The sequence below is a fragment of the Shinella kummerowiae genome, from assembly GCF_009827055.1.
Classification (GTDB): domain Bacteria; phylum Pseudomonadota; class Alphaproteobacteria; order Rhizobiales; family Rhizobiaceae; genus Shinella; species Shinella kummerowiae.
The window spans coordinates 181,105-193,956 of the sequence record NZ_WUMK01000007.1 but is presented as its reverse complement, the minus strand read 5'-3'; the positions used below and the strand labels follow the sequence as shown (position 1 = coordinate 193,956).

The 12,852-nt window shown below is 65.0% G+C and carries 11 protein-coding genes; 7 read left to right on the top strand and 4 right to left on the bottom strand.

The features are described from left to right. The first annotated feature begins 1 nt into the window (after position 1). Both GR138_RS19295 and GR138_RS19290 read left to right on the top strand, forming a co-directional pair. Complete coding sequence (locus GR138_RS19295; protein WP_338091122.1) at positions 2 to 1,285, top strand: NAD(P)/FAD-dependent oxidoreductase; 1,284 nt, start codon at positions 2 to 4, stop codon at positions 1,283 to 1,285. 56 nt (positions 1,286 to 1,341) lie between these two features. Further along, positions 1,342 to 2,292, top strand: coding sequence for a nucleoside hydrolase (locus GR138_RS19290; RefSeq protein WP_160860891.1), 951 nt, complete (start codon positions 1,342 to 1,344; stop codon positions 2,290 to 2,292). A 24-nt stretch (positions 2,293 to 2,316) separates the two neighbouring features. On the opposite strand, the gene GR138_RS19285 is transcribed toward GR138_RS19290, so the two are convergent. The 3 genes from GR138_RS19285 to GR138_RS19275 all read right to left on the bottom strand — a co-directional run bounded on the left by GR138_RS19285 (position 2,317) and on the right by GR138_RS19275 (position 5,270). Then, complete coding sequence (locus GR138_RS19285; protein ID WP_160860890.1) at positions 2,317 to 3,291, bottom strand: squalene cyclase; 975 nt, start codon at positions 3,289 to 3,291, stop codon at positions 2,317 to 2,319. A gap of 33 nt (positions 3,292 to 3,324) precedes the next feature. Further along, complete coding sequence (gene ung / locus GR138_RS19280) at positions 3,325 to 4,014, bottom strand: uracil-DNA glycosylase (protein WP_160860889.1); 690 nt, start codon at positions 4,012 to 4,014, stop codon at positions 3,325 to 3,327. 89 nt (positions 4,015 to 4,103) lie between these two features. Then, positions 4,104 to 5,270 (bottom strand): dihydrodipicolinate synthase family protein, encoded by a 1,167-nt coding sequence (locus GR138_RS19275; RefSeq protein WP_160860888.1) that lies wholly within the window; start codon positions 5,268 to 5,270, stop codon positions 4,104 to 4,106. A gap of 370 nt (positions 5,271 to 5,640) precedes the next feature. Between GR138_RS19275 and GR138_RS19270 the strand changes: the two genes are divergently transcribed. Genes GR138_RS19270 through GR138_RS19250 form a run of 5 tightly spaced genes read left to right on the top strand, consistent with a single transcriptional unit; the run spans position 5,641 to position 11,582 of the window. After that, a complete protein-coding gene (locus tag GR138_RS19270) occupies positions 5,641 to 6,687 on the top strand; it encodes a substrate-binding domain-containing protein (RefSeq protein ID WP_160860887.1) in 1,047 nt (348 codons plus the stop codon). After that, the gene (locus GR138_RS19265; protein WP_160860886.1) at positions 6,684 to 7,685 is read left to right on the top strand and encodes a Gfo/Idh/MocA family protein; all 1,002 of its coding nucleotides are present in this window, start codon (positions 6,684 to 6,686) and stop codon (positions 7,683 to 7,685) included. Before GR138_RS19270 ends, GR138_RS19265 begins: the two co-directional genes overlap by 4 nt. Before the next feature lie 6 nt (positions 7,686 to 7,691). After that, positions 7,692 to 9,305, top strand: coding sequence for an acyl CoA:acetate/3-ketoacid CoA transferase (locus GR138_RS19260; protein ID WP_160860885.1), 1,614 nt, complete (start codon positions 7,692 to 7,694; stop codon positions 9,303 to 9,305). After that, complete coding sequence (locus tag GR138_RS19255) at positions 9,298 to 10,077, top strand: enoyl-CoA hydratase/isomerase family protein (protein ID WP_160860884.1); 780 nt, start codon at positions 9,298 to 9,300, stop codon at positions 10,075 to 10,077. Before GR138_RS19260 ends, GR138_RS19255 begins: the two co-directional genes overlap by 8 nt. Next, positions 10,077 to 11,582, top strand: coding sequence for an aldehyde dehydrogenase family protein (locus tag GR138_RS19250; protein WP_160860883.1), 1,506 nt, complete (start codon positions 10,077 to 10,079; stop codon positions 11,580 to 11,582). Before GR138_RS19255 ends, GR138_RS19250 begins: the two co-directional genes overlap by 1 nt. 47 nt (positions 11,583 to 11,629) lie before the next feature. On the opposite strand, the gene GR138_RS19245 is transcribed toward GR138_RS19250, so the two are convergent. Then, the gene (locus GR138_RS19245) at positions 11,630 to 12,595 is read right to left on the bottom strand and encodes a LacI family transcriptional regulator (RefSeq protein WP_160861081.1); all 966 of its coding nucleotides are present in this window, start codon (positions 12,593 to 12,595) and stop codon (positions 11,630 to 11,632) included. Between the last annotated feature and the right edge of the window lie 257 nt (positions 12,596 to 12,852).

Below are 12,852 nucleotides of genomic sequence, written 5' to 3'. Positions count from 1 at the left end.
CGTGCTTCGCGGCAGGCCCAATGAAGACGAGAACAAGCAGCGGGACGGCATGGCGCATATCGGTATCGTCGGCGGTGGCCTCATGGGCTGCGCCACAGCGCTCAACCTTTTGGAACAGGGCCACAGCGTCACCATCCTCGAGCGGGATGCCGGTGGCTTGCCGGCCTCCGTCGGCAATGCGGGCATTCTGGCCGTACCGGAAATCGACCCGCTCGCCCGGCCAAACATGTTGCTTTCCGTGCCGAAATGGCTGCTCGATCCGCAGGGGCCGCTGACAGTGCGCTGGCAGGACCTGCCGGCGCTCACACCCTGGCTCCTCCGGTTCCTGCTCTCCGCGCGCCCTGCCAAGATCGCCGCCAGCCGCGCGGCCATGCTCTACCTCATGAAGACGGCCGAGGCCGACCATGTGCGCCTCGGCAACTTCGCCGGCATGTCCGGCCATATCCGCGATACCGGCGCGCTCACCGTGTTCGACAGTGTTGCGGCCCGCGACAGGGCCTTTGCGCACGAGACGGAGAATGCCAAACTGATCGGCTGCAACGTCGAGAAACTCGACATGGAGGAAGCCCGTCGCCGCGTGCCGGCCCTGCAGGGCAGCTTCGCCGGCGCCACCTTCAGCGACGGCTACAAGACCTTCGACTATCCGCTCACCTTCCTGCGCCGGCTCCAGGCGGCATTGCGCGAGCGGGCAACGCTGCTCGACGCCACCGTGTCCTCGGTCGCCCGCGCCGAGCACGGCATCATCGTCCGGACGGAAGGCGGCAAGGAATTCATCTTCGACCGGCTGGCGATCACCGCCGGCGTCTGGTCCCGCCGCTTCGTCGCCGATCTCGGCCTGAATGTGCTGCTGGAAACCGAGCGTGGCTACAACACGACCTTCATGAACCCGTCGACCACGCTGGAAATGCCGATCTTCTTCTCCGAACACGGCTTCGTCGCGACACCCTTCGAGAATGCGCTGCGCGTTGGTGGCGCCGTGGAACTTGCCTCGCCGGACGCGCCCGCCAACTACAAGCGTGCCGCCGCCATGCGCAAGAAGATGCGGCGCTACGTGCCGGACCTTCCGGAAGAGGGCGGCACGGAATGGATGGGCCGGCGCCCGTCCACGCCGGATACGCTGCCCGTCATCAGCCTGCATCCCCGCGATCCGCGCATTGCCTTCGCCTTCGGCCACGGCCATCTCGGCCTGACGCTTTCGGCGACGACCGGCCGCCATGTTTCGCGCCTGCTGGCCGGCGAAGGCGAAGCGGCACTCGCCCCCTTCTCCATCGCCCGTTTCCAGTAAACGCGGCCTCCAGAACAACAAAAAGCCAGAACAAAAAGAAAAGAAAGAGACCGACCATGCACAAGGTTATTTTCGATACGGATCCCGGTGTCGACGACGCGATGGCGCTGTTGTTCCTGCACAATCACCCCGAAATCGACCTGATCGGCATCACCACCGTGTTCGGCAATGCGTCGATCGAGACGACGACGCGCAACGCGCTGTTCCTGAAGCGCGAATGGGGCATCGCGGCACCGGTCGCCAAGGGTGACGGCAAGACCTACAATCCGATGCGCAACCCGATCGACTGGCCGGTGATGATCCACGGCCATGACGGGCTCGGCAATATCGACGTGCCCGAGACGATCGACCTGCCGCTCGACCCGCGCCCGGCCCATCGCTTCATCATCGAGACGGTCCGCGCCAATCCCGGCGAAGTCACGCTGATCGCCGTCGGCCGCATGTCGAACCTCGCCTATGCACTGAAGGAAGACCCGGCGATCGCCGGCCTCGTCAAGCAGGTCATCATCATGGGTGGCGCCTTCGACGTTCCCGGCAACATCACGCCTGCCGCCGAAGCCAATATCCATGGCGACCCGGAGGCGGCCGACGTGGTGATGGGGGCAGCCTGGAAGGTCGTCGTCGTTGGCCTCGACGTGACGATGAAGACCGTGATGCTGCGCAAGCGGCTGGCCGATCTCACGGCGCAGAACGGCACGCACCTGAAACTGCTCTCCGATATCTCGCAGTTCTACATCGATTTCTACGGCCAGCATGTGAAGGACGAGGGCATGGTGGTGCATGACAGTTGCGCCTGCGTCTATCTCGTCGCCCCCGAACTCTTCACGACCCGCAGCGGCGCGATCCGCGTCGTCGCCGGCGGCATAGCCGACGGCCAGACGATCCAGAAGCCGGACGGCCGCGGTTTCCCACCCGGCAACTGGGACGACCTGCCGAGCCAGCATGCCTGCATCGGCATCGATGCGGAAAAGGTGATGGCGCTGCTCGACGCGACGCTGGTACGCTGATCGGGAACCGCCGGCCCGTGTGCGTTACCGGCCGGCGTGTTCATCCCACCAGCGCAGCACGCGCAAAGCCCGAAGCGTGATCCAGCGCGAGGGCTGTCCCGGTACTTCCATCTCGAACCAGACAGGCCCCTTCAGGGTCCAGTCGAGCGGCCAGGTGCCGTCGTCCGACTGCCGGGAGCGCAAATGGTCGATCGCCTCGCGCAGGCGCGGATCGAGTGCAGTGCCCGTTGCCAGCGACGCCGCGCGAAAATACTCCAGCCCGCGCAGAACATCGTAACGCCAGCGGTTCGGGTGCAAAAATTTCAGATAGCGTTCGTCCGCCGGCGCGCCGGTGCCGAGACGGCGGAAAAGACCGCGTTCCAGCAGATAGGCTTCACCCGCCGCCCGCGCTGCCCGCGTTTTCGCCGTGGCGCCCTTGGCGTTTTCGTATTCAAGAAGCCCTTCCAGCACATTGATCGTCGTGTGGAAGGACGAGCGATGCGAGCCGTTGCAACGCTCGCAGTTCCAGCCGCCGTCCGGCTGCCGTTCGCCCAGCAAGCGCTCGACGATCGGCGAGACCTCGACACCGAAATAGGCGCCCACCATCACCGTGCGGGCATTGATGCATTCCTCGACTTCACCATCCCAGAAAGGCTGCGCGTCATGGTCCCAGCGCGAATTTTCCGCGATGAGATCAACCGTACGCCGCGCCCGTGCCGATGAAGGATAGAGGCCGAAGTCGTAAAGCTGCTGCAGGGAAAAACAGGTGGCGGTCCAGGCCTGGCCGAGCTCGCGCCAGTTCTCTTCCGTGTAGCCGGCCGGCATGAAGGCGCCACCGGCCCATTGGCCATCCTGATCCTGATGGGAGAGGAGCCGCGCGCCCCAGCCTTCGGTTTCCACCCTGGCGCGCTCGGCCTGCCATTCCGCTTCCGGCGCGTCGAGGAGGTCGCGCATCACCTGCCAGCGGATCGCGGGATCCGAAGCGAGCAGCCAGTCGATGACGGAACCGGTGGGAGCCATATGGTGGAATCTATCACCGCATCCCGCCGATTTCTATTCCGGCGCGCCCGGCAACTGCCAGTCGATCGGCTTGCGGCCGTGTTTTTCGAGAAAGGTATTCGCCTTGGAAAACGGCTTCGTGCCGAAGAAACCATTGTGCGCGGAGAGGGGCGAGGGATGAACCGAGCGCAGCACGAGGTGGCGCTTGCTGTCGACGAACGCCGCCTTCTTCTGCGCGTAGGAGCCCCAGAGGATGAAGACGACGGGTTTTTCCTGCTCGTTGACGGCGCGGATCACGGCATCGGTAAAACGCTCCCAGCCCTTGCCCTGATGCGAGGCGGCGCGGCCCATCTCCACCGTCAGCACGCTGTTGAGAAGGAGGACGCCCTGCCTGGCCCAATGTTCGAGGAAGCCATGGCGCGCCGGGGGAATGCCGAGATCGTCCTGCATTTCCTTGTAGATATTGACGAGCGACGGCGGGGTGCGAATACCGGGCTGCACGGAAAAGCACAGGCCGTGCGCCTGCCCTTCGCCGTGGTAAGGATCCTGACCGAGAATGACGACCCGCACCTCGTCGAGCGGCGTCAGGTCCAGCGCGCGAAAATATTCCGGCCCCTTGGGGAAGATGCGTCGCCCGTCCTGCTTCTGCTCCAGCAGAAAGGTCTTCAGGTCGGCCATGTAGGGACTGGAGAATTCCGCCGCGAGCGGCGCCTTCCAGCTTTCGCCGATCTTCACATCCGTCATCGTCCGCTCCCGCCATGCCTTCGAGGAGGCAGAGTTTAGCGCCGGATGGACGGAGCGACCGGCCAAAGGGCCGGTCATCCACAGCTATCTCAACGAACCCCGAGCACGCTCATCAGGCTTTTCATGCGCTCTGCCGCCACGTCCGGCTTGTCGAGCACATTCGCCTGGTCGGCGAGGCGGAAGACATCGGCATAGTGCAGCGCGCCGCGCGCGGACTGCATGCCGGCCGGCATGGTGAAGTGATCCTGATGGCCGTTCAGCCAGGCAAGGAAGACGACGCCTGCCTTGTAGTACTGCGTCGGCGCCTCGAAGATCTTGCGCGACAGCGGCACGGTCGGCTCGATGACCGAGCGGAATGTCGCAACGTCGCCAGCGGCGAGCGAAGCCAGCGCCATCGAGGCCTGCGGCGCCACCGCATCGAAGATGCCGAGCAGCGCGTGGCTGTATTTGCGCCCGTCGCCCTCGATCAGTTCGGCATAGTTGAAATCGTCGCCGGTAAAACACAGCACGCCCTCCGGCAGACGATCGCGCAACGCCACTTCCTTGGCGTTTTCGAGAAGCGAGATCTTGATGCCTTCGACCTTGTCGCGGTTTTCGTCGATGATCGACAGCACCGCATCGAGCGCCGGCTCGAAACTGTCCGAACCCCAATAGCCCTTCAACTGCGGATCGAACATGTCGCCGAGCCAGTGCAGCACGACCTTGTCCTTCGCCTGGCCAAGGATGCGGCCATAGACCTTGCGGTAATCGTCCGGCGATTTGGCGAGACGGGCAAGCGCGCGGCTGGCCATCATGATCGCGCGGCCGCCATGTTTTTCGACGAAGCCGACCTGTTCCTCATAGGCCGCGATCACATCGTCCAGCGAGCGGGCAGCGGCCGGGTTCAGGTGGTCCGTGCCGGCGCCGCAGGCAAGGTCGGCACCCGACACCGTCCTGGCGTCCGCGAGCGACCGGCGGATCAGTTCCTGTGCGCCGGCCCAATCGAGCCCCATGCCGCGCTGCGCCGTATCCATCGCCTCGGCGATGCGGAAGCCGAGCGACCAGAGGTGATGGCGGAAGGCCATGGTGGCGTCCCAGTCAACGGCCGGCGCCTCCCAGGGACGCGTATCGCGACGCGGATCCGACACCACATGGGCTGCGGCATAGGCAATGCGGCTGAAGACGGGCACGCCGGAGGGACGCGACGTGGGCGTGCCGGCAAGGGTATAAGCTTCGACACCGCCATCGGCACGCGGCAGGGAAAGGCTGATCGGCATGGAGTCCTCCCGAGGTTTGTTCAGGGCAATAATTTAGATCGTTCCAAATTTCAAGGCTATTTTTTGAAACCGGCACTGAAAATCAAGGCGCACGACCCTGCTGTTGGAAAGACAAGGAAACCTCTCATCCACCCCCCGTCGTCATCGTCGGCCTTGAGCCGGGGACGCGAGAAACCGGATGTTGAGCGCGCCGCATGGATGGTCGGGGCCAAGCCCGACCATGACGGGAAGAAGGGAGCGCTACAAACAAGAAAACCGCAGGATCAAGCCCGTCACCAAACCCGCCAAACATCTCTTGACAAAATTGGAACGATCCAATTAACTGCACCCAACAAGCGAGCACACAACGCCTCGCACAGGGAGGATGATCGTGAACAAAGGCCGGGTAACCGTCATCGATATTGCGCGCGCTGCCGGCGTGTCGAAGTCGACGGTATCGCTCGTCCTGCAGGCAAGCCCGCTCGTGAACGAGGCGACCCGCGCCAAGGTGAATGCCACCATTCGCGAGCTTGGCTATGTCTACAATCGCGGTGCGGCGAACCTGCGCCAGTCCGCCTCCTCGCGCATCATCGGCATCATCGTCAACGACCTCACCAACTCCTTCTTCGCGGAACTTGCCGTCGGCATGGACATGGTCATGCAGTCCGCCGGCTATGTGCAGTTCCTGTCGAACTCCGCCGAAAGCGTCGACCGCCAGCGCGAGGTCATCGCCTCGATGCGCGAGCATGGCATTGCCGGCCTCATCTTCTCGCCTGCCCGCGGCACGGAAGCCGCCGACCTGAAGCCGCTGGTGGCAAGCGGCATTCCCGTCGTCGCCGTGGTGCGCAACGTGGTCGGTGCGAAGGTCTCGACGCTGTTTTCCGACAATTATGCCGGCGCGAAAGATGCCGTACGGCACCTCATCGCGCTCGGCCATCGCCGTATCGCCTTCCTCGGCGGTATCTCGAACACCACGGTGTTTACCGAGCGTGTCCAGGGCTGGCGCGAGGCGCTGGCGGAGGGTGGGCTTGAGGCTCAGAATTCCCTCGTCATCGCCACGACGGCATCGCGCGCCGGCGGTGTCGCGGCCATCGAGCGCGCCCTGCTGCTGCCCGAACCGCCGACCGCCGCGCTGTGCTTCAACGACGCGGCCGCCTTCGGCGTCTGCGATGGCCTGCGGGCCGCCGGCAAGGAGCCGGGTCGCGATTTCGGCGTGGTCGGCTTCGACGACGTGATCGAGGCCGAAACCGCAGTCCCCGCGCTGACGACGGTTTCCGTCGATCCGCAGGGCATGGGCCGGCGTGCGGCGCAACTGCTTTTGAAACAGATCAATGCGGGCCGGGTAGAGCCCGAGGCGATCGTCAGTTCCGTGCGCCTCGTCGTGCGCCAGAGCTGCGGCGCCGGATCGAACGACAAGACGAGGAGGATTTCGGCATGACACGGTGGGGTTTGATCGGGGCGAGCACGATCGCCAAGGAATGGGTGATCGGCGCAATCCGCGCGACGGGCGGCGAAATCGTCTCCGTGATGAGCACGAATGCCGAGCGCGGCAGGGCCTATGCGGATGCGCAGGGCATTGCGAAATCGGTCACCACGCTCGCCGACCTGGTGAATGATCCCGAAATCGACGCCGTCTATATTTCGACGACCAACGAACTGCACCGCGACCAGGCACTGGCAGCGGCCAGGGCGGGAAAGCATATTCTCTGCGAAAAGCCGCTCGCCATGTCGCTTGAGGACGCCCGCGGCATGGTCAAGGCCGCGCAGGATGCCGGCGTCGTCATGGCGACCAACCACCACCTGCGCAATGCGGCGACGCACGGCGCCATGCGCGCGGCAATCAAGGCCGGCCGCATCGGCCAGCCGCTGTCGGCCCGCGTCTTCCATGCCGTCTACCTGCCGCCGCACCTGCAGGGCTGGCGCCTCGACAAGCCGGAAGCCGGCGGCGGCGTGATCCTCGACATCACCGTGCACGACGCCGACACGCTGCGCTTCGTGCTGGACGCCAATCCGGTGGAAGCGATCGCCTTTTCGCAGGCCGGCGGCATGGGCAAGGCCGGGCTGGAAGATGCCGTGATGGGCGTGCTGCGTTTCGAGAACGGCGTGATCGCGCAGTTCCACGATGGTTTCACCACCAAATTCGCCGAAACCGGCCTGGAAGTGCACGGCACGGACGGTTCGCTGATCGGCCGCAACGTCATGAGCCAGCGCGCCGCCGGCACCGTGACGCTGCGCGACGCGAATGGCGAACAGGAGCTGCCGCTCGACCACCGCAATCTCTATGAAACGGCACTTGCCGCCTTTCATGTGGCAATCGCCGGCAAGGGACAGCCCTCGGCCACGGGCGAGGACGGCGTCTGGTCGCTGGCCGCGGGGCTGGCGGTCGTCGAGGCGGCCCGCACAGGCCGCACGGTCAGCATCGAACCTGGACTCTAAAAGACCATGAGCAAGCATATCACGCCACGCCAGGCCGCAGATCTGATCCCGGACGGCGCCGTCGTTTCGGTCTCCTCCTCCTCCGGCCTCGGCTGCCCGGACCTGACGTTGAAGGCGATCGGCGAGCGCTTCGACGAGACCGGCCATCCGCAGAACCTCACCACGCTGCATCCCATCGCCGCCGGCGACATGAGCGGCATCAAGGGCGTGGATTACATCGCGAAAAAGGGCCTGCTGAAGACGATCATCGGCGGCTCCTATCCGTCCGGCCCCTCCTCGTCCGAACCGCCGCTGATCTGGCAGATGATCGGCAGCGACGAGGTTGCCGCCTATAACGTGCCGTCCGGCATTCTCTTTGACATGCACCGCGAGGCCGCCGCCAAGCGCCCCGGCGTGATCACCAAGGTCGGCCTCGAAACCTTCGTCGATCCGAGCCGCGAAGGCTGCGCGATGAATGCTTCGGCGGCAAAGACCCCGCTTGTCGAAAAAATCACCTTCGCCGGCGAGGACTGGCTGTATTTCAAGGCGATCGCGCCGCAGGTGGCGATCATCCGCGCCACCACGGCCGACGAGCGCGGCAACCTGACCTATGAACACGAGGGCGCCTATCTCGGCGGCCTCGACCAGGCGCTCGCCGCCCGCAACAATGGCGGCATCGTGATTGCGCAGGTCAAGCGCATCGTCAAGGACGGTTCGCTGAAGCCGCATGACGTGCGCGTTCCCGGTGTGCTGGTCGATTACATCGTCGTCGATCCGGACCAGAAGCAGACGACGCAGACTCTGTACGACCCGGCGATTTCCGGCGAAATCTTCCGGCCGCTCGACACATTCCGCGTGCCGGAATTCAACATCCAGAAGGTCATCGCCCGTCGCGTGGCGCAGGAGCTGGAGGCCGGCAGCGCCGTCAATCTCGGCTTCGGCATTTCCGCCAACGTGCCGCGCATCCTGCTCGAAGAAGGCCTGCATGGAGCCGTCACCTGGGTGATCGAACAGGGCGCCGTCGGCGGCGTGCCGCTGCTCGACTTCGCCTTCGGCTGCGCGTCGAATGCCGATGCCTTCATGCCCTCGCCCTATCAGTTCACCTATTTCCAGGGCGCGGGTTTTGATGCCTCGCTGCTCTCCTTCCTGGAAATCGGCAAGGACGGCTCGGTCAATGTGTCGAAGCTCTCGTTCCGACCACATGTGACGGCAGGCGCCGGCGGCTTCGTCGATATCACGGCGCGGGCGAAGAAGATCGTCTTCTCCGGCATGTTCAATGCCGGCGCCAAACTCGTCGTCGAGGGCGGCAAGCTGGTGATCGAGAAGGAAGGCAAGCTGAAGAAGCTGGTCAACGCCGTCGAGCATGTCACCTTCTCCGGCCCGCGCGGCGTGGCGCAGGGGCAGGACATCACCTATGTCACCGAACGCTGCGTGCTGAAGCTGACGCAGGAAGGTATCGTGCTCACCGAGATCGCGCCGGGCGTCGATCTGCAGGCGCACATCCTCGACCAGTCGGAATTCGACCTCATCGTTTCGCCGGACCTGAAGGTGATGGATGCCGCACTGTTCAGCGATGCGCCGATCGGCCTGACGCTGCCGCAGAAGGCACCGCGCCAGCTGGCAGGAGCACATCATGGCTGAGCCGCGCATCCGCATCTCCGTCGAAGGCGACGTCGCGACGATTACCGTCGCGCGGCCGGAAAAGGCGAACGCCTTCGACATCGACATGCTGAAGGAGCTTTCGGCTGCCTGCGACGAGATCGAGGCGAATGCTGCCGTGCGCGTCGCGATCCTGACCGGCGAGGGCAAGGCCTTTTCGGCGGGCGGCGATATCCGCGCCTGGGCCGGCATGGAAGCCAATGCATTCGGCCATGCCTGGGTGCGCTTCGGCCACCGCGTCTTCGAACGGCTGGCGACCTTGCGCATGCCGCTGATCGCCGCTGTCAACGGCCATGCGCTGGGTGGCGGGCTGGAACTGGCGGCCGCCGCCGACATTCGCATCGCCGAAACACAGGTGAAGATCGGCCTGCCGGAAGCCGGCCTCGGCATGGTGCCCGGCTGGTCCGGCACGCAGCGGCTGGTGAAGCGCTTTGGCGCACAGGCCGTGCGCCGCATGCTGCTCGGCGGCGAGGTGCTGACAGCCGTGGAGGCACAGACGCTCGGCATCGTCGACCAGGTTGTGGAGACCGGAACGGCTGTCGAAGCAGCCAAGGCTTACGCCGCCCGCATCGCGGCCCGCGGGCCCGCGGCGACGGAAGTTTCGAAACTGATGATCGCCGTGGCGAATGGCGAAGACAATGGTGCGGCGGTGGAGGCCCTCGGCTCGATCCTCGTTGCCAAGACCGGGGACCTGAAGGAGGGCGTTGCCGCCTTCACGAGCAAACGCCCCGCAGACTTCAAGGGAGAATGGTAATGACCGCGCATGTGAAGCCGAAGGCGCTGGAAAACTTCAAGGCACGCGATTTCCGCATGCTGATTAACGGCGTCTGGACGGAAGGCGCCGGCCCCGCGCTCGAACGCGTGGCCCCCGGCCACGGCATCGTGGTGAGCCGCTACCCGGCCGGCACCAAGGCCGATGCCGAGCGCGCCATCGCAGCCGCGCGAAAAGCCTTCGACGACGGCCCATGGCCGACCATGACGGGCGCCGAGCGCTCCAACATCCTGCTGAAAGCCGCCGACCTCATCGCCGCACGCGCCGATGAACTCGCCTTCCTCGACTGCATCGAGAGCGGCAAGCCGATCAGCCAGGCGAAGGGCGAACTCGGTGGTGCCGCCGATATCTGGCGCTATGCCGCAGCGCTTGCCCGCGATCTGCATGGCGAGAGCTATAACACGCTCGGCGAAGGCACGCTCGGCGTCGTGTTGCGCGAGGCGATCGGCGTCGTCTCCATCATCACGCCGTGGAACTTCCCCTTCCTGATCGTCAGCCAGAAGCTGCCCTTCGCGCTCGCCGCCGGCTGCACGACGGTCGTCAAGCCGTCGGAGCTCACCTCCGGCTCGACGCTGGTGCTCGGCGAAATCCTCATCGAAGCGGGCGTGCCCGCCGGTGTCGTCAACATCCTCACCGGCACCGGCCCCGAGGTCGGCGCGCCGATGACGACCCATCCCGACGTCGACATGGTCTCGTTTACCGGCTCCACCGGCGTCGGCCGCCTGACGATGGCCAATGCCGCGCAGACGCTGAAAAAGGTCTCGCTGGAACTCGGCGGCAAGAACCCGCAGATCGTCTTCCCCGATGCCAATCTCGACGAATTTCTCGACGCCGCGGTGTTCGGCGCCTATTTCAACGCCGGTGAATGCTGCAATGCCGGCTCGCGGCTGATCCTGCACAAATCGATCGCGGCGGACGTCACCGCCCGCATCGCTGAACTCGCAAAAAAGGTCAAAGTCGGCGATCCGCTCGATCCGACGACACAGGTCGGCGCGATCATCACGCCGCAGCACCTGGAAAAGATCGGCTCCTATGTGGATGGCGCGACCAAAGCCGGCGCTTCGGTGGCGCTCGGCGGCGGCGCCCTCGATCTCGGCCTCGGCCAGTTCATGGCGCCGACCGTCCTCTCCGGCGTGCTGCCCGAGATGACGGTCGCCCGCGAGGAGGTTTTTGGCCCGGTGCTGTCGGTGCTGACCTTCGAGACGACGCAAGAGGCGATCCGCATTGCCAACGCCATCGACTACGGCCTGTCGGCCGGTGTGTGGAGCCGCGATTTCGACACCTGCCTGACCATCGGCCGCAAAGTGCGCGCCGGCACGGTCTGGATGAACACCTTCATGGACGGCGCATCCGAACTGCCCTTCGGCGGCTACCGCCAGTCCGGCCTCGGCCGCGAACTCGGCCGCCATGCGGTGGAGGATTATACCGAGACCAAGACGCTCAACATGCATATGGGCGCGCGCACCGGCTGGTGGATGCCGCGATGACAAAACCCTTCCCGACAACCATGGATGGGATCGGTTTTGCCGCCCGCTCAGGGCGTCGGGAAGCCGAATTGCGGGCTTTGCAGGATCGTCAGGTCCTCGACAGGCTCGCCGGCGATGCGTTGCAAGAGCAACTGTCCCATCGCCTCGCCGGCCGCCTTGAGGTCCTCGTAGATCGTCTCGACCTTGGGCTGAATCTGGCTCAAGAGCAGCGAGGTCTGCTTGGCGACGATATCGTATTCCGCGCCAAGGGTAAGGCCCTGGTCGCTCATGCCGGTGATGGTGGCGAGCGCCGAGACCTCGCCGGGACAGGCGAAACCATCCGGCGGATCGGGCTCACCGCTGCGGCGGCGCACATAGTCGCGGATCATGTCGGCGGGACTGTCGAGATCGAGCGTGTCGGGAATTTCGTAGGCGATGCCGGCCTCGCGCACCGCGGTCATGAAGCCGTGCAGCATGTGCTGGTGGAAGGTCAGGCGCTTCGGCGGCAGGATGATCGTGACCTTGCGGCGTCCCTTGACGATCAGGCGTTTGGTGGCCTCGTAGGCGAAGGCGTAGTTGTCGTAGTCGACGAAGGCATGCGGAGTGGAGAACTCCGTGCGGCCATGGGTGACGAAGGGAAAGCCGTTTTCGAGCAGCAGCCGCACACGCGGATCGAAGGGCTCGGTGCGCGAAAAGATCAGGCCGTCGGCCATGCCGTTGCGGATGATGTAGTTGACGGCATCGACATTGCTGCCGTCGAGAAAATTCGGCGTGACGATGAGGTGGTAGGGCGTCGTCTGCAGCGCGCGCGCCAGGCCGTGCATGATGGACGTGCCGAAGCCGAGGATTTCCTCGTGCGGATCGAGCAGCACGGAAATGACATTGGTGCGGCCGGTCTTGAGGCGTTGCGCGGCGCGGTCGGGCAGGTAGCCGATCTCGGCGGCGACCTCATGCACGCGCCGACGGGTGTTTTCGGAAATCTGCGGCGCATTGCCGAGCGCGCGCGAGACCGTAGTGATGGCCAGACCCGTCATTTCGGCAATCGTCTTCAGCGTCGGCTTGCCGGCTCGGGACGGGTTGCGGGCTGGTTCACTGTCGGCGGGCTTTTCGATGCGGGACACGGGTGCGTTTCTTTGGATTGCAGCAGTCGATCGGCGGCACCATACCGACGCGCCACGCCGCTAGCAATCTTGCACCGCACAGAATTTAAAACGTTTTCCGTGCGGCGCAGCAAGCGCCCGAATTTGCGCCAATCGCCTGAATTGCCCGAATTTACCGCATTTGCGAAAGC